General features: G+C 73.0%; 26 protein-coding genes. 9 read left to right on the top strand and 17 right to left on the bottom strand.

The features are described from left to right. Window positions 1–40 precede the first annotated feature (40 nt). Entirely contained in the window at window positions 41–415 is a 375-nt protein-coding gene (locus J2N69_RS04055; RefSeq protein ID WP_230899500.1) for a hypothetical protein, read from the bottom strand. 269 nt (window positions 416–684) lie between these two features. Then, window positions 685–876: a CsbD family protein gene (locus J2N69_RS04050; protein ID WP_230899499.1), complete on the bottom strand. Its 192-nt coding sequence runs from the start codon at window positions 874–876 to the stop codon at window positions 685–687. Between the two features lie 222 nt (window positions 877–1,098). Here J2N69_RS04050 and J2N69_RS04045 point away from each other — a divergent pair, with 222 nt between their 5' ends. Further along, window positions 1,099–2,142, top strand: a complete 1,044-nt coding sequence (locus J2N69_RS04045) for an NUDIX hydrolase (protein WP_230899498.1) — start codon at window positions 1,099–1,101, stop codon at window positions 2,140–2,142. 32 nt (window positions 2,143–2,174) lie between these two features. Here the strand turns inward: J2N69_RS04045 and J2N69_RS04040 are convergent, their stop codons facing one another. Then, window positions 2,175–3,530 (bottom strand): dipeptidase, encoded by a 1,356-nt coding sequence (locus J2N69_RS04040; RefSeq protein ID WP_230899497.1) that lies wholly within the window; start codon window positions 3,528–3,530, stop codon window positions 2,175–2,177. A 135-nt stretch (window positions 3,531–3,665) separates the two neighbouring features. Here J2N69_RS04040 and J2N69_RS04035 point away from each other — a divergent pair, with 135 nt between their 5' ends. From J2N69_RS04035 to J2N69_RS04020, 4 genes are read left to right on the top strand one after another with little or no spacing between them, the layout of a single operon-like run. Next, window positions 3,666–4,868 carry a geranylgeranyl reductase family protein gene (locus tag J2N69_RS04035; protein ID WP_230899496.1) on the top strand — a complete coding sequence of 401 codons (1,203 nt, stop codon included), beginning with the start codon at window positions 3,666–3,668 and terminating at the stop codon, window positions 4,866–4,868. A 51-nt stretch (window positions 4,869–4,919) separates the two neighbouring features. Then, the gene (locus tag J2N69_RS04030) at window positions 4,920–5,201 is read left to right on the top strand and encodes a hypothetical protein (RefSeq protein ID WP_230899495.1); all 282 of its coding nucleotides are present in this window, start codon (window positions 4,920–4,922) and stop codon (window positions 5,199–5,201) included. Window positions 5,202–5,211: 10 nt separating this feature from the next. Next, on the top strand, window positions 5,212–6,486 hold the full coding sequence (locus J2N69_RS04025) for a sensor histidine kinase (RefSeq protein ID WP_230899494.1): 1,275 nt from the start codon (window positions 5,212–5,214) through the stop codon (window positions 6,484–6,486). After that, window positions 6,483–7,148, top strand: coding sequence for a response regulator transcription factor (locus J2N69_RS04020; RefSeq protein ID WP_230899493.1), 666 nt, complete (start codon window positions 6,483–6,485; stop codon window positions 7,146–7,148). Before J2N69_RS04025 ends, J2N69_RS04020 begins: the two co-directional genes overlap by 4 nt. Here the strand turns inward: J2N69_RS04020 and J2N69_RS04015 are convergent. Next, window positions 7,109–7,414, bottom strand: a complete 306-nt coding sequence (locus J2N69_RS04015) for a DUF6332 family protein (protein WP_230899492.1) — start codon at window positions 7,412–7,414, stop codon at window positions 7,109–7,111. The two genes, J2N69_RS04020 and J2N69_RS04015, sit on opposite strands and share 40 nt — an antisense overlap. 69 nt (window positions 7,415–7,483) lie before the next feature. Further along, window positions 7,484–8,974 carry an MFS transporter gene (locus J2N69_RS04010; RefSeq protein ID WP_230899491.1) on the bottom strand — a complete coding sequence of 497 codons (1,491 nt, stop codon included), beginning with the start codon at window positions 8,972–8,974 and terminating at the stop codon, window positions 7,484–7,486. A gap of 89 nt (window positions 8,975–9,063) precedes the next feature. On the opposite strand from J2N69_RS04010, the gene J2N69_RS04005 reads away from it, so the two are divergent. After that, window positions 9,064–9,504: a MarR family winged helix-turn-helix transcriptional regulator gene (locus tag J2N69_RS04005; protein ID WP_230899490.1), complete on the top strand. Its 441-nt coding sequence runs from the start codon at window positions 9,064–9,066 to the stop codon at window positions 9,502–9,504. Between the two features lie 22 nt (window positions 9,505–9,526). Here J2N69_RS04005 and J2N69_RS04000 read toward each other — a convergent pair whose 3' ends face one another. Further along, a complete protein-coding gene (locus tag J2N69_RS04000; protein ID WP_230899489.1) occupies window positions 9,527–10,270 on the bottom strand; it encodes a maleylpyruvate isomerase family mycothiol-dependent enzyme in 744 nt (247 codons plus the stop codon). A 51-nt stretch (window positions 10,271–10,321) separates the two neighbouring features. Beyond that, window positions 10,322–11,656, bottom strand: coding sequence for an MFS transporter (locus J2N69_RS03995; protein WP_230899488.1), 1,335 nt, complete (start codon window positions 11,654–11,656; stop codon window positions 10,322–10,324). Window positions 11,657–11,848: 192 nt separating this feature from the next. Here J2N69_RS03995 and J2N69_RS03990 point away from each other — a divergent pair, with 192 nt between their 5' ends. Beyond that, window positions 11,849–13,132: an ROK family protein gene (locus tag J2N69_RS03990; RefSeq protein WP_230899487.1), complete on the top strand. Its 1,284-nt coding sequence runs from the start codon at window positions 11,849–11,851 to the stop codon at window positions 13,130–13,132. On the opposite strand, the gene J2N69_RS03985 is transcribed toward J2N69_RS03990, so the two are convergent. The 7 genes from J2N69_RS03985 to J2N69_RS03955 form a co-directional block, all read right to left on the bottom strand. Further along, complete coding sequence (locus tag J2N69_RS03985; protein ID WP_230899486.1) at window positions 13,129–14,379, bottom strand: MFS transporter; 1,251 nt, start codon at window positions 14,377–14,379, stop codon at window positions 13,129–13,131. The two genes, J2N69_RS03990 and J2N69_RS03985, sit on opposite strands and share 4 nt — an antisense overlap. Window positions 14,380–14,519: 140 nt before the next feature. Beyond that, window positions 14,520–15,119 (bottom strand): TetR/AcrR family transcriptional regulator, encoded by a 600-nt coding sequence (locus J2N69_RS03980; RefSeq protein ID WP_230899485.1) that lies wholly within the window; start codon window positions 15,117–15,119, stop codon window positions 14,520–14,522. 121 nt (window positions 15,120–15,240) lie between these two features. Further along, on the bottom strand, window positions 15,241–16,212 hold the full coding sequence (locus tag J2N69_RS03975; RefSeq protein WP_230899484.1) for a phosphotriesterase family protein: 972 nt from the start codon (window positions 16,210–16,212) through the stop codon (window positions 15,241–15,243). Beyond that, window positions 16,206–16,793 (bottom strand): DUF4865 family protein, encoded by a 588-nt coding sequence (locus J2N69_RS03970; protein WP_230899483.1) that lies wholly within the window; start codon window positions 16,791–16,793, stop codon window positions 16,206–16,208. Before J2N69_RS03970 ends, J2N69_RS03975 begins: the two co-directional genes overlap by 7 nt. 22 nt (window positions 16,794–16,815) lie before the next feature. Next, window positions 16,816–17,427 carry a TetR/AcrR family transcriptional regulator gene (locus tag J2N69_RS03965; protein ID WP_230899482.1) on the bottom strand — a complete coding sequence of 204 codons (612 nt, stop codon included), beginning with the start codon at window positions 17,425–17,427 and terminating at the stop codon, window positions 16,816–16,818. Window positions 17,428–17,642: 215 nt separating this feature from the next. Continuing rightward, a complete protein-coding gene (locus tag J2N69_RS03960; protein WP_230904567.1) occupies window positions 17,643–18,116 on the bottom strand; it encodes an ATP-binding protein in 474 nt (157 codons plus the stop codon). Between the two features lie 200 nt (window positions 18,117–18,316). Beyond that, window positions 18,317–18,646 (bottom strand): hypothetical protein, encoded by a 330-nt coding sequence (locus tag J2N69_RS03955; RefSeq protein ID WP_230899481.1) that lies wholly within the window; start codon window positions 18,644–18,646, stop codon window positions 18,317–18,319. Between the two features lie 330 nt (window positions 18,647–18,976). Between J2N69_RS03955 and cds1 the strand changes: the two genes are divergently transcribed. Continuing rightward, window positions 18,977–20,074, top strand: coding sequence for an L-cysteine desulfhydrase Cds1 (gene cds1 / locus J2N69_RS03950; RefSeq protein WP_230904566.1), 1,098 nt, complete (start codon window positions 18,977–18,979; stop codon window positions 20,072–20,074). A 35-nt stretch (window positions 20,075–20,109) separates the two neighbouring features. Here cds1 and J2N69_RS03945 read toward each other — a convergent pair whose 3' ends face one another. Further along, the gene (locus tag J2N69_RS03945) at window positions 20,110–20,589 is read right to left on the bottom strand and encodes an SRPBCC family protein (RefSeq protein WP_230899480.1); all 480 of its coding nucleotides are present in this window, start codon (window positions 20,587–20,589) and stop codon (window positions 20,110–20,112) included. A 63-nt stretch (window positions 20,590–20,652) separates the two neighbouring features. Then, window positions 20,653–21,567: a DeoR/GlpR family DNA-binding transcription regulator gene (locus J2N69_RS03940; RefSeq protein WP_230899479.1), complete on the bottom strand. Its 915-nt coding sequence runs from the start codon at window positions 21,565–21,567 to the stop codon at window positions 20,653–20,655. Window positions 21,568–21,872: 305 nt separating this feature from the next. On the opposite strand from J2N69_RS03940, the gene J2N69_RS03935 reads away from it, so the two are divergent. Continuing rightward, a complete protein-coding gene (locus J2N69_RS03935; protein WP_408056875.1) occupies window positions 21,873–24,137 on the top strand; it encodes a hypothetical protein in 2,265 nt (754 codons plus the stop codon). On the opposite strand, the gene J2N69_RS03930 is transcribed toward J2N69_RS03935, so the two are convergent. Continuing rightward, window positions 24,097–26,502, bottom strand: coding sequence for a right-handed parallel beta-helix repeat-containing protein (locus J2N69_RS03930; protein ID WP_230899477.1), 2,406 nt, complete (start codon window positions 26,500–26,502; stop codon window positions 24,097–24,099). The genes J2N69_RS03935 and J2N69_RS03930 overlap by 41 nt on opposite strands. Window positions 26,503–26,618: the final 116 nt, after the last annotated feature.

Below are 26,618 nucleotides of genomic sequence, written 5' to 3'. Positions count from 1 at the left end.
GTCAGGTCATCAGGGCTTCAGGTCATCCGGGCGGGGCGCTTCAGTTCAGCGGGGTCCGCACCATGCCGTGGAACTGAATCCGAGGCCAGCCGCGCGCCTCGGCCATCTCGTTGATCGCGTCGGCGATGTCCAGCGGCGTGATGTTCTGGCCGGACGGCGCGTGCTCGATCTCCAGGCTGAACCTCACCGTCATCGAGGCGTCGGCCGCGGCGAGACTGCTGTGTCCCGAGAACTCGCCCCCCATCGGCCACTCGACCTCGGCAGCCTGCTCCGCACCCGCCGCCCCGGCCCCGGCGGCCTGGTGTTCGGCGGTATGGCCCTCGGCGGCCTGCGCCGTACCGGACGACGCGATGACGGCACCGGCCGCTGCCGAACCTGAGTAACCCAGCAGAGCGCGTCTGGAAACTCCGGACATGGTCCCCTCCTTCATGGCGACGGCCTCCCCCCTGGAGGCCAGCGGTGATCGTATGCGCGAAGCGGCGCCACCGGGAGGGCTTTTCCACACCTGGAAGCCGGGCCGCAGCACCGACCACGGCAGCGCCCCCCGCTCAGAGCGAGGGGCGCGAAGGACGCGAGGGGCTCCAGGGGCTCCAGGGGCTCCAGGGGCTCCAGGGGCTCCAGGGGCTCCAGGGGGGCGGCGAGGGCACGGCGTCCCCAAAGGCCGGAGAGGACAAGGACGACGCCTCAGGAATCGTCCCGCTTCAGCGAGTCCTTCATGCCCTGGGCCTTGTCGCGGGCGGACTGCATCGCGCCCTTGGCCTCGCCCTTGGTCCGGTCCGTGCGGCCCTCGGCCTGGCGGCGCTTGTCGCCCGTGGCCTTGCCGGCCATCTCCTTCGCCTTGCCCTTCAGCTTGTCCATGCCGCCTTTGTCACCCATGACTGCTCCTCGATTCGGGGGCCTACCCGGTCAACGTAAGACGAGGAGGCGGAACGCGCTCGCCCAAGCGTCGCGTTGCGTGACCACGGCGTGCACACGGCCGCCTCCACGGGCGCGCGGGGAAGAGGGGTTTGTGGCGCGAACGGCTCACCCATCAGCGCCTGGTTTCCATGGCAGGGTGTTGCGGGCAAGCCACAGGGGGCCGACGGAAGAGGGGGAACCGTGATCGTCTGGATCAACGGCGCGTTCGGTGCGGGCAAGACCAGTGCCGCACGGGAACTGATCGAGCTGATCCCGAACAGCACGCTTTTCGACCCCGAAGTCATCGGCGGCGCACTGCCCCACCTGCTGCCGCCCAAGCGTCTCACCGAGGTGAGCGACTACCAGGACCTGCCGGTCTGGCGCCGTCTCGTCGTCGACACGGCGGCCGCGCTCCTCGCCGAGCTGGGCGGTGTCCTCGTGGTGCCGATGACGCTGCTGCGCCAGGAGTACCGCGACGAGATCTTCGGAGGCCTCGCCTCGCGCAGAATCCCCGTGCGGCACATCGTGCTCACCCCTGACGAAACGATCCTGCGTGAGCGCATAGCCGGCCGCGAGGCACCGCCGGACCTGCCCGACGCCGACCAGCGCGTTCGCCAGTGGTCGTGCGACCACATCGAGCCGTACCGCGCGGCCCTAGCAGGCTGGCTCGGTGCCGACGCCCACCGCGTCGACACCACCGCGCTGACCCCCCGGCGGACCGCCGAGCTGCTCGCCGACGCCGTGCGCACGGGGTCCGCCCCGGCCTGCGACATCGTGCAGACGCCGGAACCCACCGCGGAGACCCTCGCCGCAGGGGTGCTGCTCTTCGACGAACAGGACCGGGTGCTGCTCGTCGACCCGACCTACAAGGCCGGCTGGGAGTTCCCCGGCGGCGTCGTCGAACCCGGCGAGGCCCCCGCCCGCGCGGGCGTACGCGAGGTCGCCGAGGAGACCGGCATCCAGCTCGCCGACGAACTGCGCCTGCTGGTCGCCGACTGGGAGCCGCCGAAACCGCCGGGCTACGGAGGGATGCGGTTCCTCTTCGACGGCGGCAGACTCGACAGCGCCGAGGCCCGCCGCGTGCTGCTGCCCGGCCCCGAACTGCGCGACTGGCGCTTCGTCACCGAACAGGAAGCCGCCGACCTGCTGCCCTCGGTGCGCTACGAACGGCTGCGCTGGGCCCTGCGCGCACGCGAGCGCGGCGCCGCCCTCTACCTGGAGGCGGGCGTCCCGCTCGACGGCTGACCGTCGTCCCGCGCGGGCGCCCGCCCGTGCCGTCAGCTCGCGGCGTACTTCTGGAGGAAGAGCGCCTCGGCGACCGAGAGGCGCTCCAGCTCCTCGGGCGACACGCTCTCGTTCACCGCGTGGATCTGCGCCTCGGGCTCGCTCAGGCCGATCAGCAGGATCTCCGCCTTCGGGTAGAGCGACGCGAGGGTGTTGCACAGCGGGATCGAGCCGCCGTGGCCCGCGTACTGCATCTCCTGGCCGGGGAAGGCCTCGCCCATCGCCTCGGCCATCGCCGCGTACGCCGGGCTGGCGGTGTCCGCGCGGAACGGCTGGCCCTGCCCGATCTGCTCCGTGCTCACCCGCGCGCCCCACGGCGTGTGCGCCTCCAGGTGGGCCCGGAGCAGCCTCGTCGCCTCGACGGCGTCCACGCCCGGCGGCACCCGCAGGCTGATCAGCGCCCGCGCGGCCGCCTGCACGGACGGCGTCGCGCCGACCACCGGCGGGCAGTCGATGCCGAGCACGGTGACGGCGGGGCGCGCCCAGATCCGGTCGGCGACCGTGCCCTCGCCGATCAGCCGCACACCGTCGAGCACCTTGGCGTCCTTGCGGAAGGCGTCCTCTTCGTACTGAAGCCCGTCCCACACGGCGTCGCCCGTGAGCCCGTCGACCGTCGTCGAGCCGTCCTCGGCGCGCAGCGAGTCGAGGACGCGCACCAGCGCCGCGAGCGCGTCCGGGGCGGCGCCGCCGAACTGCCCCGAGTGGAGGTTCCCCTCAAGAGTCTCGACACTGACGCGTACGAGGGTCATGCCGCGCAGCGTCGACGTCACCGTCGGCAGGCCGACCCGGAAGTTGCCCGCGTCACCGATGACGATCGTGTCGGCCGTGAGCAGCTCGGGGTGTGCCTCCGCGTACCGCTCGAGGCCGCCCGTGCCCTGCTCCTCCGAACCCTCCGCGATCACCTTGACGCTCACCGGGACGCCGCCGTTCGCCTTGAGGGCGCGCAGCGCGACCAGGTGCATGATGACGCCGCCCTTGCAGTCGGCGCTGCCCCGCCCGTACCAGCGGCCGTCGCGCTCGGTCAGCTCGAACGGCGGGGTCGCCCACGCGGCCTCGTCGAGCGGCGGCTGCACGTCGTAGTGCGCGTACAGCAGGACGGTCGGCGCGCCCTCGGGGCCCGGCAGGAAGCCGTACACCGACTGCGTCCCGTCCGGGGTGTCGAGCAGCGCGACGTCCTGGAAGCCCTCGGCGCGCAGCGCGTCCGCCACCCAGTTCGCGGCGGCCTCGCTCTCGCTCTTCGGGAACTGCGTGAAGTCCGCCACCGACTTGAACGCCACCAGTTCGGTGAGTTCCGCCTTCGCCCTCGGCATCAGTGCGGCGACGGTCTCGGCGATCGGATGCGGCGACATGGGCACGCTCCTCGTGGGTGCGACGTTGTAGATGTGGGTGCATGTGATCCTCCCACAGGAGGGCCCCCGGGACCTCCGCCGTAGGATGCCTGGGGAAAGCGCGGCCAACAGCGGGATCAGGAGCGGTAGACCAACGTGAGCAGCGAGAACTCAGCGGACGACGCCGGTTACGTGTGGGACGTCGTCGTGGTCGGAGCCGGCCCCGCGGGGGCCTCGGCGGCCTACGCGGCAGCCGTCGCGGGACGCAGCGTGCTGCTGCTGGAGAAAGCCGAACTGCCCCGTTACAAGACGTGTGGCGGCGGCATCATCGGCCCCTCCCGCGACGCCCTGCCGCCCGGCTTCGAGCTGCCCTTGCGGGACCGGGTGCACGCGGTGACGTTCTCCCTGGACGGCAAGTTCACCCGCACCCGCCGCTCCCGGCAGATGCTCTTCGGGCTCATCAACCGCCCGGAGTTCGACCAGCAGCTCGTCGAGCACGCGCAGAAGGCGGGCGCCGAGCTGCGTACCGGCGTCACCGTCGCGCGGGTGGAGCAGCACGGCCCCGAGGTGCCCGACCGGCGGACCGTCGCCGTCGTGCTCCAGGGCGGCGAGACCCTCCTCACCCGCGCCGTGGTCGGCGCCGACGGCAGCGCCAGCCGCATAGGAGCGCACGTCGGGGTCAAGCTCGACCAGGTCGACCTGGGCCTGGAGGCCGAGATCCCGGTGCCCGCGACCGTCGCGGAGGACTGGGCGGGACGGGTCCTCATCGACTGGGGCCCCATGCCGGGCAGTTACGGCTGGGTCTTCCCCAAGGGCGACACCCTCACCGTCGGCGTGATCTCCGCGCGCGGCGAAGGCGCCGCCACCAAGCGGTATTTGGAAGACTTCATCGCCCGGCTCGGCCTCGCCGGCTTCGAGCCGAGCATCTCCTCCGGGCACCTCACGCGCTGCCGCAGCGACGACTCGCCGCTCTCCCGCGGCCGGGTCCTGGTCTGCGGTGACGCGGCGGGGCTCCTGGAGCCGTGGACCCGCGAGGGCATCTCGTTCGCGCTGCGCTCCGGACGGCTCGCGGGCGAGTGGGCGGTGCGGATCGCGGAGGCCCACGACGCGGTGGACGCCCGCCGCCAGGCCCTGAACTACGCCTTCGCGATCAAGGCGGGCCTCGGCGTGGAGATGAGCGTGGGGCGCCGCCTGCTCCAGATGTTCGAGCGCCGCCCCGGCATGTTCCACGCGGCGATCACGGGCTTCCGCCCCGCGTGGAACGCCTTCGCGAAGATCACGCGCGGCTCCACGACGCTCGGGGAACTGGTACGGACACATCCGCTGGCGGGCCGCGCGCTGAGCGCGATGGACCGTTAGGGCTGCCACCGCGGGCCGACGTATCGCGCCGCCGTGCCACAGGAGCGGCGCGTGGGTCGAGAGCGCCTGGCGGGGCACCTGGAGTCCGTCCTCGGCGAGAAGGTCACCCGGGCGCAGGCCACCGGCCCGGCGGACGCGGCCGCGGCGGTCGTCCTGCTCACCTTGGGCCGACCGGCCCCGCGTAGGTCCCCTGGGCTGACCGGCTGCCCGCTCTGCCTCCGGGCCGACCGGCCGCCCGCTCTCCCTCCGGATCGCACCGGCCGCCCGTACTCCCCCGGGAGTACGCCTGATCACCACGCCTGGCGGACGCCCGCTCCACTGCCCGCCGTCTAGCGTGACCGGCATGGACGAGCAGCGCGAACGCGGGCCGGGCGGGTTCCCGGCGTGGGACGGAGCGCCGACGTGGCGGTACGGGGCGCCCTGGTGGTACCCCGGGGCGCGAGACGGGGCGGGGCGGCTGCCCTGGCTCACGACGGTCGCGCTCACCGCGTTCGTGCAGATCGGCTCCGGTTTCGCCGGGCACGGCCAGAGCGACCGCGAGAGTCTCACACCCGCCGCCCGCGTGCTGCTGCTCCTGGCCACGGCGGCCCTGCTGTTCCGGCACCGCCACCCCGTGCCCGTCGCGTACGCCGTCGCCGGGCTCACGCTGGTCTACCTCGGTGCCGGATACCCGTACGGCCCGGTCCTGCTCGCCGTCGCCGTGGCCTGCTTCGCCGCCGTCGTCGCGGGGCACCGACGCGCGGCGTGGGGCGCCGTCGGCGCGCTCTGGGCCGGGCATCTCCTCCTCGCGCACTGGCTCTTCCGGTGGCTGCCGCCCGACGGCGACGGGGCCCGGCCGTGGGGCGGGGAGGCGGTGGTCGCCGTCTGGGTCGTGGCGATCGTCGCCGTTTCCGAAGTCGGCCGCGTACGCCGGGAGCAGTGGGCCAAGGAGCGTGCCGAGCGCGCGCGGGCCGCCCGGCGGCGCGCCGACGAGGAGCGGCTGCGGATGGCCCGGGAACTCCACGACGTCCTCGCGCACAGCATCTCCGTCATCAACGTCCAGGCCGGCATGGGCCTCGCCCTGCTCGACTCCGACCCCGAACAGGCCCGCACCGCGCTGACCACCATCAAGACCGCCAGCAAGGAGGCACTGGGTGAGGTGCGGCAGGTCCTGGACACCCTGCGCGGCCCCGGCGAGGCGCCCCGCGCCCCCGCGCCGGGCCTCGACCGCCTGCCGGAACTCGTCGAGCAGGCCGGGAGCGCGGGCCTCACCGTGGACGTCACCACCGAGGGCACCCGCGCCAAGCTGCCGCCGGGCGCGGACCTCGCCGCGTTCCGCATCGTCCAGGAGGCGCTGACGAACGTCGTACGCCACTCCGGCTCGCGCCATGCGCGCGTGCGGGTACGCCGCGAGAAGGCGGCGCTCACGCTGCGCGTCGACGACGACGGACCCGCCACCGGGGCCGAGGCGGGCGGCAGCGGCAGCGGACTCGCCGGGATGCGGGAGCGCGCCGCGGCCCTGGGTGGCACGATCGAGGCGGGCCCGCGCCCGGACGGCGGCTTCCGGGTGACCGCCGTACTGCCCCTGGCGGCGGGCCGGGACGGCACGGACCGCACGGCACCCCGGGAGGACCAGTGATTCGCGTACTGCTCGCCGACGACCAGTCCCTGGTCCGGGCGGGGTTCAAGGCGCTCCTCGACGCCCAGCCGGACATCACGGTCGCGGGCGAGGCCGCGGACGGCGAGGAAGCCGTGCGGGCGGTGCGCGAACTGCGCCCGGACGTCGTCCTGATGGACATCCGCATGCCGCTGCTGGACGGGCTCGCCGCGACGCGCCGGATCACCGGCGAGCCGGACCCGGCCGGCGTGAAGGTGGTGATGCTCACCACCTTCGAACTGGACGAGTACGTCTTCGAGGCGATCCGCTCCGGAGCCTCCGGTTTCCTCGTCAAGGACACCGAGCCGGACGAACTGCTGCGCGCGGTGCGGGCGGTGGTCGACGGTGACGCGCTGCTCTCGCCGGGCGTGACCCGCCGGCTCATCGCCGAGTTCGCGGCGCGTTCGAAGGAACCGGCCGCCGCCGACGCCCTGAGCGGACTCACCGAGCGCGAGCGGGAGGTGATGGCGCTGGTCGGCATCGGCCTGTCGAACGAGGAGATCACCCGCCGCCTGGTCGTCAGCCCGCTCACCGCCAAGACGCACGTGAGCCGGACGATGGTGAAGCTGGGCGCCCGCGACCGCGCCCAACTCGTCGTCGTCGCCTACGAGTCGGGGCTGGTCCGCCCCGGCTGGCTGGGCTGAGTCGCCGCCCGCGCCTGCCCGTGGAACCGCCACAGCACGGTGGCCACCCGCACCACGAACACGAGCGCGGCGAGCACGGGACCCGCCGTCATGAGCGCGCTCGCGACGGCGCGCGGCGGGTCGAACGCCAGCAGCGGACCGGCCGTCACCGCGCCGAACACCGCGAGGGCCACGACCACCCCGCTGACGAGCGCGTAGCCGATCTCGATCGTGATCGCGTCCCGCTCGGCGGCCGACCGCCGCCCCCCATACCCCGTAGGTGCCATGCGAGGGAGTGTCACAGCCGGGGGCCCGGCGGGCAAGGGATGGCCGCCGGGCCCCCGGCTCACACCGCGTCAGTCACCTACGGCCACGTGCTCCCGGGCGGCCTCGGGGGACGGCACCGACTTCGTGACGACGATCGTCTCCTTCGTACGCCGTGTCCGCAGCCCGGTGAGGGTGATGAGCAGTCCGGCGAAGGCGATGACGGTCACCACGATCAGCCCCGGCCGGAAGCTGTCCAGCACGGCTTGCGGCGAGGAGTCCCCGGAGCGGGAGGACGCGGTGACCACGGCCGTGACGATCGCGAGGAAGATCGCGCCGCCCACCTGGATCGAGGTGTTGAGCAGCCCGGAGACCATGCCCTGCTCGTCGTCGTCCACGCCGTTGGTGGCCTGGATGTTGAGCGAGGGGAAGACCAGGGCGCAGGCGAAGCCGAGCAGGACCATGGACGGCAGCACCACGGCCGCGTACGCGGGGGTGAGGCTGATGCGCAGGAACAGCACGTACGAGGCGACGAGCAGGACGAACCCGGCCACGATCACCCGCGGCGTGCCGAACCGGTCGATCACCGAGCCGACCTTCGTCGAGGAGAGGGCGACCAGGGCTCCCGCGGGCAGGAAGGCGAGCGCGGTCTCCAGGGCGGACCAGCCGAGCAGCGACTGGAAGTACTGCGTGGCGAGGAACTGGAAGGACACATAGCCGCCGAAGAACGTCATCGCGCCGAGCTGCGCCCGCAGCTGGGGTCCGGAGCGCAGGACGCCGAGGCGGATCAGCGGGCTCGCGGAGCGCAGTTCGATGCGGACGAAGACGGCGAGCAGGGCGGCGGTGGTGAGGAAGGAGAGGAGCGTGCGGGCCGACGCCCAGCCGGCCTCGGGGGCCTCCACGACGGTGAAGACGAGCAGCAGCATGGCGGCTGTGCCGGTGACGGCGCCCGGGATGTCGTACCCGCCCTTGTTCTGCTCGCGGGCGCTGCGCGGGATCAGCTTGAGGCCGGCGATCAGGGCGAGGAGCGCGATGGGCGCGGGCAGCAGCATGGTCAGGCGCCAGCTGGCCTCGGTGAGCAGTCCGGACAGGACGAGGCCCATGGAGAAGCCGGTGGCGGCGCAGGTGGTGTAGATGGTGAGCGCGCGGTTGCGCACCGGGCCCTCGGCGAACGTGGTGGTGATGATCGACAGGCCGGCGGGGGCGGTGAAGGCGGCGCTCAGCCCCTTGATGAACCGGCTGGCGATCAGCAGCGGCCCGGAGTCGACGAAGCCGCCGAGCAGCGAGGCGAGCGCGAAGACGGCGAGCGCGATGAGGAAGACGCGGCGGCGGCCCAGCAGGTCGGCGGCGCGTCCGCCGAGGAGCAGCAGCCCGCCGTAGCCGAGGATGTAGCCGCTGACGACCCACTGGAGGGTCGAGGTGGTCAGGTTCAGTTCGGAGCCGATGGAGGGCAGGGCGACGCCCACCATCGATACGTCGAGCGCGTCGAGGAACATCGCGGCGCAGAGCACCAGCAGGGTGCCCCACAGGCGGGGGGTCCAGCGCTCCGGGGACGCGGAGACAGCTGTGAGCGGAGAAGTCATGCGCAGCAAGATACATGCACATGCATTGACTGCAAGTGCATTTAATTACGATGCAACAAAAGGGGTGCTTTCTGCTACCGTCGCATGTCATGGCGGCGAATACGGCCGAGCAGGGGCTCGTGGATCAATGGCGGGACATCCTCGCGGTGCATGCGCGCACACTGTGCGAACTCGACCGTGAGCTGCATCCGCACGGCCTGGGGGCGAGCGACTTCGAGGTCCTCGACGTCCTGGCCGAGGGGGCCTCGGACGACGGCGGCTGTGCGTTCCGCGTCCAGGAGATCTCCTCGCAGGTCCACCTGAGCCAGAGCGCGCTCTCGCGTCTCATCGGGCGCCTGGAGAAGGACGGCCTCGTCGAGCGCGGCATGTGCAGCGAGGACCGGCGAGGGGTGCGGGTCTCCCTGACCGACAAGGGGCGTGAACTCCACCGCGAGGTGCGGCCGTTGCAGCGGGCGGTGCTCAGGCGGATGCTCGCCGGCTCCGAGTGCGGCGCCGGCCCCAAGCCTGGCCCCAAGTCCGACTCCGCCTGAACCCGCCGCTGCCGGTCGCGGGTCAGCGCATGACGATGGCGGACCTCTCCCGCCACAGCGCGGCGAGTGAGTGGTCGCCGGTCACCTGGGGGAACGGCAGCCGGTTCCACAAGGCCAGATAGAGCCGCCCGGCCGGGCCGGAGATCTCGCAGTCGGCCGGGGCCGCGGCGCCGCGCTCCGTGACGGGCGGCCCCTCGGAGAGCCGTACGGTCCAGACCCGCTCGTCGGCCGTGTCCGTCGCCCGCACCCGCAGCACCCGCGGGACGGCGCTGCGCACCCGGCTCTTCTCCCGCGCGTGGAAGCCGAGCAGCAGCTCCTCGATCCCGTCCACGGCGAACTCGACGGCGACCGGCGACGGAGCGCCGCCGCGCGCGGACTCGGCGTCGACCCGGTGGACGGTGGTCTCGTTCGCCTGCCGCCGGGCCCAGAAGGTCAGCGGTGAGGGGGCGGGCAGGAAGGTCCAGCAGGTGACGTCGGGCGGCGCGGTGGTGAGCGTGTCGACCAGCGCGGCGTGGCCTTCGCGGAACCAGTCGAGGAGCGCTGTGCCGTCCAGTTCGGGCAGCTTCCCGCCGAGCCGGAACTCGGTCCGCCGCTCGGTGATGAACGCCGCCGCCCAGCGGTGCACCATCCCGGTGTGCCGCAGCAGCTCCCGCACCTCCCAGTCCGGGCAGGTGGGAACCTTGGCGTCGGGCTCCGCCTGTTCGGCGGCCCGGGCGAGCAACTGCCCTTCGGCGCTGATCACTTGGATGTAGCGGGAAATGTTCATGCGGAGAGTCTGTCGGATGGAGTGCGGTCGAACCCCAGCCTCCGGAAGATGTCAGACCGTTTCCGTATGGCCCACGTCCTCCGTGTGTGGCGTATGAGCCGTGAGGGCCGCGTGTTCCGTGCGCCGCGTCGCGAAGCCGACGCAGGCGGCGACCCCTGCCAGCACGGCGACGCTCGTCAGTGCCGTGGGCAGGGAGTACCAGTCCGCCATGAAGCCGATGAGCGGCGGCCCCACGAGCATGCCGCCGTAGCCGAGGGTGGACGCGGCGGCGACCCCGCCGGGACCGGCCAGCGCGCCCGCGCGTTCGACCGCCACGGGGAAGATGTTGGCGAGCCCGAGCCCGGTGACGGCGAAGCCCGCCAGGGCGAGACCCGTCGAGGGTGCCAGGGCGCCCAGCAGCATCCCGGCGCACGCCGTCGCGCCGCCGCCGACCACGGTGCGGGTGCGGCCGAGCCGTTCGAGGAGCGTGGTGCCCATCAGGCGGCCGACGGTCATGGCGAGGGCGAAGCACGCGTACGCCGCGGCGGCGATGCCCGGGTGCGCGTGCAGGTCCTGCTCCAGGTGCAGCGGGCCCCAGTCCGCGATGGCGCCCTCGCCGTACGCGGTGCACAGCGCGATGAGGCCGAACACGAGGACGAGGGCACGGGTACGGCGGTCCATGCGGGGCGTGCTGTGGCCGCGCGCGGCGGTTGTGACGGCCCGCGGCTTCGGTTGTGGCTGCGGCTTCGGCTCTGACTGCGGCTTCGGCTTCGGCTGTGCGGCGGTGTGTGGCCGTGTCCGGTCCGCCGCCCCGTACCGCAGCAGCGCGGGGGCCGTCACCGCGGTGATCACCAGGCCGATGACGGTGATGCCGAGGAGGTGGGGGGTGGGGGAGAGGTGCCCCGCGACGAGGCCGCCGAGGCCCGAGCCGAGCATGCCGCCCAGGCTGAACGCCGCGTGGAAGCTGGGCATCACGGGCCGCCGCAGCGCGCTCACCAGGTCGACGGCGGCGCTGTTCATCGCCACGCTGATACCGCCGTACGCGGCCCCGAAGAAGAGCAGGACGAGCCCGAGCACCGGCACGGAGTCCGTCAGCGGCGGCAGCGCGACGCTCAGCGGAAGCAGTACACCGCAGGCCACGGTGACCGGGATGCTGCCGTAGCGCTCGCAGAGCCGCCCGGTCAGCGTCATGGTCACCACCGCGCCGGCCGAGACCGCGAGCAGCGCCAGCCCGAGCTGACTCGCCGAGGCGCCGGTCTGTTCCTTGATGGCGGGGATGCGGACGACCCAGCCGGCGAAGACGAAGCCGTCGAGGGCGAAGAAGACGGTGAGCGCCGCGCGCAGGCGGCGGAGGCCGGGGGCGGTGGGCCGCGACGCTGCGGTCCCGAGTTTGTTTAGTGGCGGCACAAAGTCAGAGTAGAGGTGCGCACCGGCGGCGTACAAGACGGTTTGACCGCCCAGGCGGTTTGACGGCTCAGGCGGTCCGACGGCTGAGACGGTTCGACGGCTCAGGTGGTCCGACGGCCCAGAAGCGGAACGGAACGAGCGGATGAAGCGGGAGCGGCGATGCCGTGTACGGATCATGGGAGACTCGCCCTCATGAACGGCAAGGCTGACCCCCGTGCCGCGGGGGAAGTGACCACGCGTACCCGCCTGGAGCGAGGGCGCGGCGCGCTGGGTCCCGCGCTCGAACTGGTCCACACCGGGCGCGCCCCGACCCGTGCCGTGCTCACCGCCGAGCTGGGCGTCACGCGCGCCACGGCGGGTGCCGTCGCCGCCGAGCTGGAGGCGCTCGGCCTGATCCGCATCGACGCCAGGCCGAGCGCCGCCGCGGGATCGCAGGGCAGGCCCTCGCACCGGCTCTCCGTCGCGGAGGAGGGGCCCGTCGCGCTGGCGGCGCAAGTGCACGCCGACGGATTCCGGGCCGCGCTCGTCGGGCTCGGCGGGCGCACCGTCGCGACCGCCCCCGGCTGCGAGACCGTCGACGCCGACCCCGCCCAGGTCATCGGCTCCGTGGTCGACGCGGGCGCGCAGCTGCTGCGGGAGACCGGCAGGCGCTGCGTGGGGGCGGGTCTCGCGGTGCCGTCCGCGGTGGCGGAGCCGGAGGGCACCGCCCTCAATCCGCTGCACCTGGCGTGGCCCGCGGGCGCGCAGGTCCGGGAGATCTTCACCGAGCGCGTGCGCGCCGCGGGCATCGAGGGGCCGGCCTTCGCGGGCAACGACGTGAACCTCGCCGCCCTCGCCGAGCACCGCCACGGCGCGGGCCGCGGTGCGCGCGACCTGCTGTGCGTGGCAACCGGCCACCGCGGCGTCGGCGGCGCCCTGGTCCTCGACGGCCGTCTGCACACCGGGAGTTCGGGCCTCGCCCTGGAGGTCGGCCACCTCACGGTGAACCCCGAGGGGCGCCCCTGCCACTGCGGCAGCCGCGGCTGCCTGGACGTCGAGACGGACCCGCTCGCCTTCCTCACGGAGGCGGGCCGAGAGCCGGGCCCCGAGGGGCTGCTCGTGCAGGCGCGCGCGCTGCTCCGGGACGCGTACGCGGGCCCGGCCGCAGGGGCGGGGGCGGCGGATTCGGCCGTACGGTCCGCGGGTCATCCGGCTGTGCGTTCCGCGGCCGAGGCGTTGATCGACCGGCTCGGTCTGGGCCTCGCGGGGCTCGTCAACATCCTCAACCCGGACCGAATCATCCTGGGCGGCCTGCACCGCGCCCTCCTGGAGGCCGACCCCGAGCGGTTGCGTGCCGTCGTCGCGGACCGCAGCCTCTGGGGGCGCAGCGGCAGCGTGCCGATCCTCGCCTGCACGCTGGACCACAACAGCCTGGTGGGAGCCGCCGAGCTGGCCTGGCAGCCCGTGCTCGACGACCCCCTCGGGGCGCTCGGCTAGACCGCCTCGGGCACCTCACGCGAGGCCTGCCGCCCGGGTTCGGCCGACACCGCTTCCGCCGACACCGCCGCGTCCGACACGGCTTCGACCGTTCGCGTTCGCGCCCCGGCCCGGCGACGCAGCGCGTCCGGCAGGAGCGTGACGAGGCCGAGCGCGGCGAGGCCCGCGCCGATCCACAGCGGTGCCCGCAGCCCGAAGGCGTCGATGGCGGGACCGCCCACGGACGTGGCGATGATGATGCCGAGGGTGATGAACGACGAGTGGACGGTGTTCACCAGCGGCCGGGCGTTGCCGGCACGCTGGACGCGGGTGACCAGGGCCGGGTTCATGGTGACGCCGACGAGGCCGATGCCCAGCATCATCACGACGGCGGGCACGGCCAGTCGGGCGAGGAGCGCGAACCCGGTCAGGAAGGCGAGGTTCAGCGCGAGACCGATGACGAGTACGGGGATGGTGCGGCGGTCGGCGAGCCGCCCGACGAGCGTGTTGCCGACGACGGTCGCGGCGCCGTACGCGATGAGCAGCAGCGGAACGGTGCCGGTGGAGAAGCCCGTGATCTGCGTGAGGATCGGGTTGAGGTAGCTGAAGGCGGAGAAGGTGGCGCCGATCACGAAGGTGCTGGTGGTGAGGGTGAGCCACAGCCGCGGGTTGCGGAAGGTGCTCAGCTCCTGGCGCAGCCCGCCGCTCTCCTCCGCGTCCCCGTCGGCGCTCGGCACTCCGGCGAGCGTGGCCAGGGCGGCGAGCACGGTCAGGACGGTGATGGCCCAGAACGCGGCACGCCAGCCGAGGTGTTCACCGATGACGGTGGAGAGCGGCAGGCCGAGCAGGGTGCCCAGCATCAGCCCGTTGAGGGCCACGGCGACGGCGCGCCCGCGTATTTCGGGCCGCGTGAGCCGGGAGGCCAGGGAGATGGAGACGCCGAAGAAGGCCTGGGAGGCGATACCGGTGAGGACGCGGGCCACGAGCATCGTGCGGTAGTCGGGCGCGAGCGCGGCGAGCACGTTCCCGGCGAGAAAAATGCCGAACAGCAGGAGCAAGGCGGACTTCTGACGCATCCTCAGCAGGGCGATCGTCAGGAAGGGGCCACCGAAAGCCATCGCGGCGGCGAAGGCGGTGATGAGGTAACCGATCTCGGGGATCGTGGCGTCCAGCCCCGCGGCCATCTGGGGCATCAGTCCTGCGACCACGAACTCGCTGGTCACCATGGCGAAAATGCCTAGGGCCAGTACGTATACGGCACGGGGCATGGTGGTGTGCTCCTGTCGGATGGATTGTTTTAGATGGATCGGTACAAAACGAAGCCGTGAAGCGCGAAGGCGGTGTGCATCAAGGCGTGACGAAGGTGTGCGTGAGGGTGGGGCGGCCGCGGGGCGGGCCCCGGGTGTCGCTAGCGGGGGAGCAGGGCGTCGAGCGCGGTCTCCGCGATGACCTCCAGGGTGGCCCGGTCGGCGCCGCCCTGTGCGGCCACGCGCATGCCGCCGATGACGGCGTTGACGTAACGGGCCAGGGTGTCCGCGCCCCGCTCGACCGTGATGTCGCCGGCGCGCTGGCCGGAGCGGATCGCGGTGCGCAGCATGGTGAGCCGCGCCGCGAGGTCCCGCTCCAGCATGGCGGCCGCCTCGGGGTCGCGGGCGGCCAGCTCGACGGTCGTGTTGACGGTGAGGCAGCCGATGCTGTGCCCGTCCTTGCGGTGCTCGAACTCGCCCTCGACGATCAGGGCGAGGAGGGCGCGGACGCGCTCCAGGCCGGAACGCTCCACGTCCTCCAGGATGTCGAGCTGCCGGGCGTTCATGGTCTCCATGTAGCGGGCCAGGGCGCGCCGGAACAGGTCGTGCTTGCTGCTGAACGTGTTGTAGATGCTGCTGCGGCCCAGGCCGGTGGCTGCGCACAGGTCCTGGGTGGAGGTGGCCTCGTAGCCGTTCTCCCAGAAGGCGTGCATCGCCGCGTCCAGGGCCCGCTCCTCGTCGAAAGTCCTCGGTCGGGCCATGAGGGAACCGTACCGGTTTTGGAACGTGCGGTGCAATACGGTTATCGGGTCTACGTCCGCTCGGCCGGCTAGTCGGCGGTTGGCTCGGCGCTCTTGCGTTCACCGGCGCTGACCAGCCCTGTCAGGCGTTGCCCCCGGACCACTCCACCGCGAACGCCCGCCCCGCGTTGACCGTCAGCATCCGCTCCGTCAGCTCCGCACCCACGGCCAGTTCGAGCCGGGAGCGCACCCCGCGGAGCAGATGGGGCATGCCGGGGCCGCCCCGCACCGAGCGCGCGTCCGCCGTGGTCGTGTCGCCGCCGAGCAGCAGGCGGTCGCCGAAGCCGGCGTCGGCCAGCGAGCGCACCGCGTCCGGCATGCGCCAGTCCGTGGCGTGATGGGCGCGGGACGGGCCGTCGAAGGCCAGGAAGGCGCCCGCCTCGGCGGCCCTGTGGTGGACCACCAGGTCGGGGGAGCGGTTGAGGTGGCCGAGGACCACGCGGTGCGCGGGCACTTCCAACTCCGCGCAGAGCAGGTCGAGTACGTCCATGCCGGCGGTGCCCAGTTCGAGGTGGACGGCGATCGGCGCGCCCGTCGCGTGGTGGGCCTCGGCCGCGGCGGTCATCGTCCAGCGGGCGTGGGCATCGAGGCAGTGGAAGCCGCCCGCGACCTTGATCAGCCCGGCCCGGACACCGGAGTGCCCGATGCCGTCGGTGAGTTCACGGATGAACACATCGGCCAGGCCCTCCCTCCGGAGCCGCTCCAACGCCTCCGTGGCATAGTGCGCGGCCTGGTGCAGCCCCGTCGCGGCGACGACATGGACGCCCGCCGCCCGGGACAACTCCGGTAGCCGCCCCGCCTGACGACCCATGCCGTGCGGCGTCCACTGCACGACGCTCCGCCCGCCCGCCGCATGGAACGCCGCCAGCTCGTCGGCCGCCGCCCGTGCCGAATCCAGCTCCTGGCCCGGGAGTTGAGGGCTGCGCAGGAAGAGGTGGTCGTGGGCGTCGCAGACCCCGAGCCGCGCCGGGGCGATGTCACCGAGGACCGTGCGGACCGCGGGGGCGGCTGTGCGGCCTGTGCGCGTGGCGCCCGGCAGCCGCGCGGTCACCACTGCCGTCCGTTCCTCAGCTGTTCGCCCTCGGGCGTCGACAGGTGCAGCACCTGGAAGACGTCACCGAGCCCCTCGGGTGCCTCGTGCTCCCAGAGCGAGAAGTGCACCGCCTCCCAGGTGTGCGGGTCGACGGCGGCCAACGCGCTCACCGCACCCTCCTCCACCGCCAACTTCCGTGCCCCATCCGCCAGTTCCTCAGCGACCTGCGGCAGCCGCGCGGCCTCGGGGATTCTCTGCCGGCGGCGCACCGCCGCCCTCGCCGTGCCCCTTGGCGCGGCCTGCTCCTCGTACGCGAGGACCGGCCAGTGCTGTACGACGGGCCGTCCGAAATCGTCGGAGAGCCCCTGGAAACCGGGGCCCCAGAGGAAGGAGTGCATGCCCGCGGCGGTGTTCCAGAGATAGAAGGGCGCGTACTGGTTGACGGGCGAGCCGCCGTCCCGGCCGCGCTCGCGCATCAGATAGGCCTTGAAGCCGAGCCCGGGGAACGCGTCGAGGAGATGGCCCTTCGACGCGACGCGGTGGCGGATGACGTCCATGTCGTAGTCGGCGGGCAGGGTGATCTCGTACTGCATGGCATGCATCGCGTATGTCCCTGTGGCAGGCCTAGTTGGACGACGTGGTGGCGGCAGGGGCATCGACCGGGGCACCGCAACCGGGGGTCATGCCACGAAGGAGTGCGAGCAGGCCGCGTACCGCCGCGTCGAAGGCGGTGGGGGTGGCTGACGAGCGCGCCAGGACGTAGCCGCCCTGCACGGTCGCGACGATCGCCGAAGCGGTCTCCATGGGGTCGAGCGTGGGCGCGAACTCGCCCTGGTCCACGCCCTCTTGGAGGATTCCGGCGAGGCGGTCGCGCAGCCAGTCGAGGGTGGCGGTGACGGGTGCGCGCAGCTCGTCGCTCGCGATGACGTCCGGGTCCATCGTGAGCCGCCCGACCGGGCAGCCCCTCAACACATCGCGCTCGCGCAGGAGGTACGCCTCGACGCGCGCGTACGCCGACCCGGAACCGCCCAGCACCGCCTCGGCGGTGGCCCGCATCTCCTCGGCCGTACGCCGGATGGCGGCGAGCGCGAGGTCGGGTTTGCCCGCGAAGTGGTGGTACATGCTGCCCTGTCCCGCGCCCGCGTGCCGCAGGATCGCCTTGGGGCTCGTGCCGACGTAACCCCGCTCCCACAGCAGCTCGCGGGTGGACTCGATCAGACGCTCCGGAGTACTCATGCGAGCACTGTACATACTAGTAGGTACAGAGATCTACGTCCGACAGCGCGGCTCGCGGTGGTCGCTCTGGTGGGTGCGGTCGCGGGAGCCTTGGCGGGCCCGCGTCCCGCTCGGCGGGCGGCGGCGCGCCTCGTCGTGCCGCGGCGCGTCGCCACCGGGTGAGGCCCACGGGCCGTCGGCACCGCCTGCGACCGTGGTGGATGGTCACCGCCCGGTCAGCCGGCAACGGCCGACCGGGCGGGAGTTTTCGCGGCCGAGTCGTACACGGGGTACGACGGCACGGTCGCGGTGGGCGAGGGCGCGGGAAGCGTGAACCACACCGTCTTCCCGGCGTCGCCCTGCGGGCACACGCCCCAGCTCTCGCTCACCGCCGCGACCATCGCGAGGCCGCGGCCGCAGGTGGCGAAGGGATCGGCGTCGTGAACCTCGGGAAGCCGCGGGTCGTGGTCGTGGACGGAGACCGTGAGGCGGTCGAGCATCAGCTCGATCTCCACGGTGCACTCCTTGTCCGGCTCGGCGTGCCGATGGACGTTGCTGAGCAACTCGGTCACACCGAGGGCGGCCTGGTCTATCAAGGGATCGAGATGCCAGTAGCGCAACTGCGCAGAGACGATTCTGCGAACCTGGCGAATCCGCGACGGCAGAGCTTGGAGCTCCACCGTGCAATGCCTGCTTTGTTGGCTGATCACGGCTGCGACTCCCCGAATTGAGGTCCGGAAGAAGACGACGTTCGGATCGAGCAGGGGGCCGCTTGGTCTGCCGCCTGCTGCGTGGCCGGCGGCGGGCTGGTTCTTCAGCGTCATCGCCGGTAAACCTAGAGTGATGTGAGACCAGAGTGACCCAGGGGGTGCGGGGGTGCAACTCGCGCGTCGCGCCGCGCTCCCGCCGTTCAACCGCGTCGGCGGCGCTCCGCGGCCCTGCCCACGGCTTCGATGAACCGGCGTACGGTCGGCGGTCCGCCCTGCCCGGGGCCCGGATCGCGCTCGCCGAGCGTGAGGCTGTACCGCCTGCCGTTCACCTCGGCCAGCGCCCGGTCCTCGGCGGCGAACCACGGCTTGCCCGTGCGCACCGCCTGCACCGGGGCGCTGTCGATCTCCTTGCCGTAACTGGTGAGCAACTCCAGCCTGCCGTCGGCGATTCGGACCTGCCCGGCCCGGGTGAGGGAGCGCAGACGCCGCCCGATCCGCACACCCGTGGCCGTGAACTCCGGCTCCGCCATGACGCTCCGCCCCCTTGTCCGCTCGGTGAGGTCCCTCCGTCCGGGACAGGTGCCCCGTGCGGTGCAGTCTGCCCGCGCGAAGCGGGGAGCACCAGTGCGCACGGAGACGTCCGGCCCACGCGCCCACGCGCCCCCGCATGCTGCCTCACAGGGCTTGACCGGCCACTGCGCCAGCGGTGCCTTTGAGGTGCCCAAAGGTGTGTTTATGCAGGTGGGGAGGGTGCTGAGGGTGTTTAAGATCGAGGGGTACGGCCGCGTCGAATCGCGTCCGGCACGACGCGAAGGAGCCCCGCGGTGAGCACCACACAGCAGGACCGAGCCGACGAACCGATGCCCACGCTCGACGTCGACCACAGCGACGACGAGTACCGCGCCTGGCTCAAAGAAGCCGTCCGCAAGGTCCAGGCCGACGCCAACCGCTCGGCCGACACCCACCTGCTGCGCTTCCCGCTGCCCGAGCTCTGGGGCATCGACCTGTACCTCAAGGACGAGTCGACCCACCCCACCGGCAGCCTCAAGCACCGCCTCGCGCGCTCCCTCTTCCTCTACGGCCTGTGCAACGGCTGGATCAGGCCGGGCCGCCCGGTCATCGAGGCCTCCAGCGGCTCCACGGCCGTCTCCGAGGCGTACTTCGCGAAACTGACCGGAGTGCCTTTCATCGCGGTGATGCCGCGCACGACGAGCGCCGAGAAGATCCGCCTGATCGAGTTCCACGGCGGCCGATGCCACTTCGTGGACGACCCGCGCACCATGTACGCGGAGTCGGCCGCCCTCGCCGTCGAGACCGGCGGCCACTACATGGACCAGTTCACGTACGCGGAGCGGGCCACCGACTGGCGCGGCAACAACAACATCGCCGAGTCCATCTACCAGCAGCTCAGGCTGGAGCGGTACCCCGAGCCCGCGTGGATCGTCGCGACCGCGGGCACCGGCGGCACCTCGGCGACCATCGCGCGCTACGTCCACTACATGCAGCACGACACCCGCATCTGTGTCGCCGACCCGGAGAACTCCTGCTTCTTCGACGGCTGGACGAAGAACGACCCGGACGCGACGAGCGACTGCGGCTCACGCATCGAGGGCATCGGCCGCCCCCGCATGGAGCCGAGCTTCGTACCCGGCGCCATCGACCGCATGATGAAGGTCCCGGACGCGGCGTCCGTGGCCGCCGTCCGCGCCCTGGAGCGCGCCATCGGCCGCAAGGCGGGCGGCTCCACGGGCACGGGTCTGTGGAGCGCGCTGAAGATCGTCGCCGAGATGGTGGCCGTGGGCCGCACGGGCAGTGTGGTCACCCTGATCTGCGACCCGGGCGACCGCTACCTGGACAAGTACTACTCCGACGCGTGGCTGGCCGAACAGGGCCTGGACATCGCGCCGTACGCGGAGGCGATCAACACCTTGCTCGCGACGGGTGAATGGCCCAGGTGACCGGTCGGGGTGGCCGGCACCAGCTCTGCCACCGCCTACGCCGCGGCCGCCATGAGCCGCCGGTCCAGTGCCGTGACCGCGTCCCGGAAGGCCCGGCCGAGGCCCGCGCGGCTCAGCTTCAGGACGAGGCGGAAGGGTGGGGTGCCGTCCGCGGCGAACGTCCACTGCACGCGGGTGCCGGTGCCCGCCGGGGTGAGTCGCCACTCCTCCACGAGGGCGCGCGGCCCCGGCGCGTTCGTGACGTCGACGCGGTAGGCGTACCGCCCCTGTCCGTCGGCCGCGAGGATCGTCTCCCGAAAGCGCGTGCCGCCCTTGAGCCGGACCTCGCGGCCCTTGCCGTCATCGGTCGGGCGGCACCGCGTGACCGCGGTGAACCACGCGGGCCAGCCGGCCAGGTCGTCGACGAGGGCGTGGTAGACCGCTTCGGGCGGGGCGCTCACCTCGCGTGCGAAGACATGACGCAGCGCGGCGGTCTCGATGAAGTCGAGGCCCACGGGACTCAGTCGGCGTGCCATCGAACTTCCCCCCCAGCGGAGTACGGCGGTTGCCCGGGCACCGACACGATAGCTGGCGGGTCGTCAGATGTCTGCGGGGTCCTCGGAGTTGAAGGAGCCCTCGGAGGAGTCCGGCGTGCTGTCGGGGCTCGGGGCCTCGGCGTCGGTCAGGAGGCCGTCGCCGCACTCCCGCTCACCCGTCACCACCAGCCGGTTCAGATGCTCGGAGATCTCCGCACGCGCCTCCGCGGGCAGCCCCGCGTCCGTCACCAGCGTGTCGACCTGGGAGAGCGTCGCGAACGAACTCAGCCCCACCGTGCCCCACTTGGTGTGGTCGGCGACGACGACCACGCGGCGCGCCGACTGCACCAGGCGTCGGTTCGTCTCCGCCTCGGCCAGGTTCGGGGTCGACAGACCGGCTTCCGGCGATATGCCGTGCACACCGAGGAAGAGCACGTCGAAGTGGAGCGAGGCGATCGCCTGGTCCGCGACCGGCCCGACCAGCGAGTCCGACGGCGTGCGCACCCCACCGGTCAGCACCACCGTGGCCGAGCCCTGCCGCGGCCCGGAGGCGCGCTGCGCGGAGTGGAAGACGTCGGCCACCCGCACCGAGTTGGTCACCACCGTCAGATCCGGCACGTCCAGGAGATGGTGCGCCAGCGTGTACGTCGTCGTGCCGCCGGACAGCGCGACCGCCGAACCCGGTGCCACCAGCGACGCCGCGGCGCGCGCGATGTCCTCCTTGGCCGTCGGCTCCAGCCCCGACTTCGCCTCGAACCCCGGCTCGTGCGCGCTCGCCTCGGCGACCGGCACCGCGCCGCCGTGGACCTTCTCCAGGACACCCTGGCGGGCCAGCGCGTCGAGATCGCGGCGGACGGTCATGTCGGACACGCCCAGTTTCCGGGTGAGTTCGTTGACCCGGACCCCGCCCCGGCGGCGCACCTCGTCGAGGATCAGGGCGCGGCGCTGCTCGGCGAGAAGGTTCTGGTTCTCACTCACGCCCGGCCCGGCCTTTCCGCCTCGTTCTGCCCCGTCACACCCGTCACACCCGTCACCCCCGACCGGCGCGCAGGCTCATCCTCGCATGCGTCACTGACAGCCGTGCGACCACCCGCGCGCGGGTACGCACGCCTCGGAAGGGGGAGATTACGTAACGACGGGTGCGCGGCGAGCCGCGGGCCGAGATCCTTGTTTTCTCACCACGCACATCTCGGGGGGCAGCGAAAACAGTGGAGCGTGCGACGCAGGACGAGACCGCCCTGGAACTCCTGGTCCATGGAGTCGGGGGCACCACACCGGAACAGATGCTGGGTGATCCGCGGACCGTGCGGATCTCCGGCGACGACACGGCGGCCGTCTTCCGCCGCACCGAGGACGCCGACGCGGAGCGGCGCCCGGACGACTACCGCGGCAAACCGGTCCCCGAGGCGTACGTCTGGTGCAACCTCACCTCCGGCAACGGCTCCCGCGCCCTGTGGCTCCTGCTGCTGCCCTTCATGGTCGTCAACCTCGCCCACTGGATGCGCCCCACCTCCCGCCACCGCCGACACCTCGTCCGTACGTACGGACTCCTGGTGCGGCTGACCGGGCTCACCCTGACCGTGCTGCTCGTCGCCGCCGCCTGCGAGGTCGCGCTCGACCTCACGGCCTGGCAGTGCGCGGGCAGCCCCGCGTGCGCGGCCGACCGCGCCTGGCTCGGCTTCCTCGCCACCGACGAGGCGGGCCACGGCGGCTGGTGGTCGCAGCCCGGCCGCCGCCTCGCCCTCGCCGCCCTGCTCCCCGGCGCCCTCACCGGCCTGCTCTGGTACCTCTCCCACCGCACCTGGAGTGCGTACGAGTCCCAGCAGCCGCTGCCCCACCAGCCCGACCCCGAGGAGGAGACGAGCCGCACCGCGCTCGGCAGGCCCGGCTTCTGGTACGGCCGCCGCCTCGTCGCCCGGCTGCGCGCCGCCCACACCGCGGCGGGCCTGCTCACCGTCGCCGCCGCGGTCGGCGCCTCCGCCGCGCGGCACGACCGGCGCCCCGGAGGCCCCGCCTTCTTCAACATCGTCGGCTGGAGCCTGCACGCCGCGCTCCTCGGGGGCGCGGTGGTCATCGTCTGGGTGGTGTGCCGCAGGGGGCGCAGCGAGAACAGGCTCGACCGCAGGCTGGACCGCGCCCTCGTGCGCCGGCTTCCGCTGGCCGCTCTGGCCGTGCTCGTCCTGACCCTGCTGTACGCGGGCTGGTCCCGCCCCGGCTGGCGCTCCGAGGGCAGACTGCCGGGGGACGCGACCTTCGGCGGCATCGCGCTCGTCCAGGGCCTGTTGGTCGTCGCCCTCGCGGTGACCGCGCACTGCCTGTACCGCACCTCGCCCAACTCCCGCACCGCCATCCGCGGCCTCGGCGGCCCCGCCACCGCCATGCTCTCCTGCGCCCTGGGCGGAGTGATGTCCGGCGGCGGCGCCCAGCGGGTCGCCGACTGGCTGGACGGCACCCACGGCTCCATCCCCGGACCGCCCGTCCTGCTCACCTGGCAGGCGTCCGCGATCCCGCCGCTCCTGGTCGTCGTCGCCGTGCTCTGCGCCTGGTTCGGCGCCCGCACCCTCCAGCGCAAGCGCCGCGAGATGAGGAAGGTGGCGGCCGACTACGCCGACGAACCGCAGGACCCCACCCGCACCCGCCGCATCGCCGGTACCCGCGCGCGTGCCGCGCTCACCGACCGGGCGCCCTTCCTCGTCGGCGTCATCTCCGCCGTCACCCTGCTGCTCGGCGCGGGCGCCCTCGTCGGCGCGTGGCTGACGGAGAAGGTCCCGGCCAAGGCCGCGCAAGGCGCACCCGACGTCGTGGAGGGCGCCGCCGAGACCTCGCAGGCGCTCGGCTCCTGGCTGATCGGCTTCGGCTTCATACTGTTCGTCACCTGGGGCCGGCGCGCCTACAAGGACGCCTCCGCCCGGCGCACCATCGGCATCCTCTGGGACGTCGGCACGTTCTGGCCGCGCGCCGCCCACCCCTTCGCCCCGCCCTGCTACGCCGAGCGCGCCGTCCCCGACCTGACCTGGCGCATGGCCGCCTGGACCCGCGCCACCAGCGCCACGGGCGGCCGCCTCGTCATCTCCGGGCACTCCCAGGGCAGCGTCCTCGCGGCGGCGGCAGCCTGGCAGCTGCGCCCGTCGGTCCGCAGGCGCGTCGCCCTGCTCACCTACGGCTCACCCCTGGAGCGCCTCTACGGCCGCTGGTTCCCCGCCCACTTCGGCCCGGCGGCACTGACCTCCCTGCACCGCGAGGTCGACTGCTGGCGCAACCTCCACCGCCCCACCGACCCCATCGGCGGCCCCATCGGCCTGCGCGGCGACTGCGGCCCCCAGGTGGACCGCGCCGCCCTCAAGGACCCCCTCGCCTACGGCCGTACGGAGGACCATCCGCTCCCCGCGCCGATCCGTGGCCACGGCGACTACCAGTCCGACCCCGCGTTCGCCGAGGAACGCGCACGGCTCCTCGCGCGCCTCAAGGCCGCCGTTCCCGCGCCGAGGCCCGCGGCGACGGAAGCGGTCACGCCGACTCCGGCAGATCCTCCGGATACAGCAGGGTGAGGTCGTCCGTGCTCGGCTCGGGGAGCTGGGCGACCCGGCCCGCGTGCCGCTCCACCATCGCCTCGAACGTCTGCCGAGCGGTGCGGCCGTTGCCGAAGGCGGGCCCCTTCGGGAGCGCCGTGAAGTACTTCAGGAGCGCCTCACCGGTGCCCGTGCCCAGGCGGTACTCGTGTTCCTCGGCCTGCTGCTCGACGATCCGCAGCAGCTCCTCGGGGGCATAGTCGCTGAAGGTGATCGTCCGTGAGAAGCGGGACGCCACACCCGGGTTGACGGAGAGGAAGCGCTGCATCTCCGCCGTGTAGCCCGCGACGATCACCACGACGGCCTCGCGGTGGTCCTCCATCAGCTTCACGAGCGTGTCGATGGCCTCCCGGCCGAAGTCGCGCCCGGAGTCCTCGGGCGAGAGGGCGTACGCCTCGTCGATGAACAGCACACCGCCGCGCGCCCGGTCGAACGCCTCCTGGGTGCGGATCGCCGTCGAACCGATGTGCTCGCCGACCAGGTCGACGCGCGAGACCTCGACGAGGTGGCCGCTCTCCAGGACACCGAGCGAGGCGAGGATCTCGCCGTACAGCCGCGCGACCGTCGTCTTGCCCGTGCCCGGCGAGCCGGTGAAGACCAGGTGGCGGCGGGCGGACGCGGCCTTGAGTCCGGCGAGCTGCCTGCGGCGGCCCACCTCGATCATGTCGGTGAGGGCGCGGACCTCGCGCTTGACGCTGTCCAGGCCGACCAGGGCGTCGAGTTCGCCCAGGACTTCCTTGGAGGCGCGGGCCGCCTTCTCGGGCGGCGCCGGCCGCGGAGCCTGCTGGGCGGGGACCGAGCCGAGCAGCCCGGCGGTCTGCGTGGCCGTCTGCACGGCGGGCACCTCCTGCGGTGCCACCGGGGTGCGCGGGCCGCCGCCGCTCTCGTCGCTCGCGCAGTCCTCGACGAGCGGGCCCTCCTCGGAGAACTCGAAGCCGCCGCGCGCGCACCGCTCCGTGCGGCACTTCTTCAGTGTCGTACGGCAGCCGTCGATGACGTGGAAGCCGTAGCCGCCACTGCCGCTGACCCGGCAGCCGTGGAAGGTGCCGCGGCCGCCCGCGGAGACGTAGAAGCCGGCCTCGGCGGGCGAGGTGACCGTGCAGCGCTCGATGGTCGGGTCCGCGCCCTTGGTGACGATCACGCCCGTCTGGACGGCGTCGATCGTGCAGTTGGCGAGGGTGCCGCCGCTGCCGTGGTCGCGGAACCAGGCGCCCGTGGCGGCCTCGCGGATGCGGCAGTCGTCGAGCTGCGCGGTCGCGCCGTCGCTCACCGACACCGCCGTGTTGCGCACCTGGGAGAGGTCGCTGTCGACGACGTCGGCGCGCGAGCCGCGGTCCAGGACGAACAGCGCGTCCGGCACCTCGCGCACCCGGCACGACTCCAGGACGGCCGTCGCGCCGTCACTGACCCAGACCGCCGGATAGTCGCCCGTACTGTCGTGGATCTCGCACTGGTTGGCGTCCACGCGCGTGCCGGGGTCCCACACCGACAGGCCGTTGCGCCCGAACCGGCAGACCGTGGAGCGGGTCAACGTGAGCACGGAGCGCGAGCGCAGGTCGATCGCGTTCTCCGGGATGTCGTGGATGCGGCAGTCGGCCAGGGTCAGCACGGCGTCCGTGTCGAGCGTGACGCCGTCGGAGGTGGTGCGGTGCACGTCGCAGTCGGTCAGATGGGCCGAGGCCCGACCGGTGACCTGGACGCCCGAACCCTTGATCTCGTAGATCTCGCAGCCGATGGCCTCCAGACCGGTGTGCTCGCCCGTCACCGAGAGTCCGGCGCCCGAGGCGTGATGCACCCGGCACCGCTCCAGGCGGGGGTGCGCGCCGCCGCGCACCGCGACACCGGACTGGCCCGCCGCGACGATCTCGCACTCCTCGAAGACGCCGCCGCCGCCGTCGAGCACCGCGATGCCGATGCCACCGGGGTTGTCCACGGTGCAGCGGCGCACCGTCGGGCGCGCGCCGCCGCGCACCTCTATGCCGGCGGCGGAGCGGGTCACGACACGGATGTCGGTCAGCTCGGGGGCGCCGTCCTCGACGAGCAGCGCGGGCGCCGAGGAGTCCTGGCCCTCGACGTGCACGTCCTGCACGATCGCGGAGGCGCGCACCGTCAGGGGCACCCCTTCGGACGGCGCGATGCGCACGGAGCCCGCCGAGCCGTCGGGCCCGCGCAGGGTCACCGCGCGCTGGACGACGAGGTTCTCGCGGTAGGTGCCGGCGGCGACGGTGAGTATGTCGCCGTCGCTCGCGGCCTCCAAGGCAGCGGCGAGCGATGCGTACTCGCCGGTGCGGCGCCGCCACCGCGACGTGCCGGTGTGCGTCACCTGGACCGTGCCCTGTGCCATGGAGTTGCTCTGCCCCCACCTCGTCGTACGCGGGTCTTGCGCCGACGTGCCGCGATGTGCCGCGGCGCCGCGCAAGGAGCCGAAGAGTTCGGCCGGTCCACCGTAGCGCGCGTGGG

Source organism: Streptomyces huasconensis (genome assembly GCF_021028635.1).
Classification (GTDB): Bacteria; Actinomycetota; Actinomycetes; order Streptomycetales; family Streptomycetaceae; genus Streptomyces; species Streptomyces huasconensis.
Note: the sequence above shows the minus strand (reverse complement) of the source record. Positions and strands in the feature narration are given on the sequence as shown.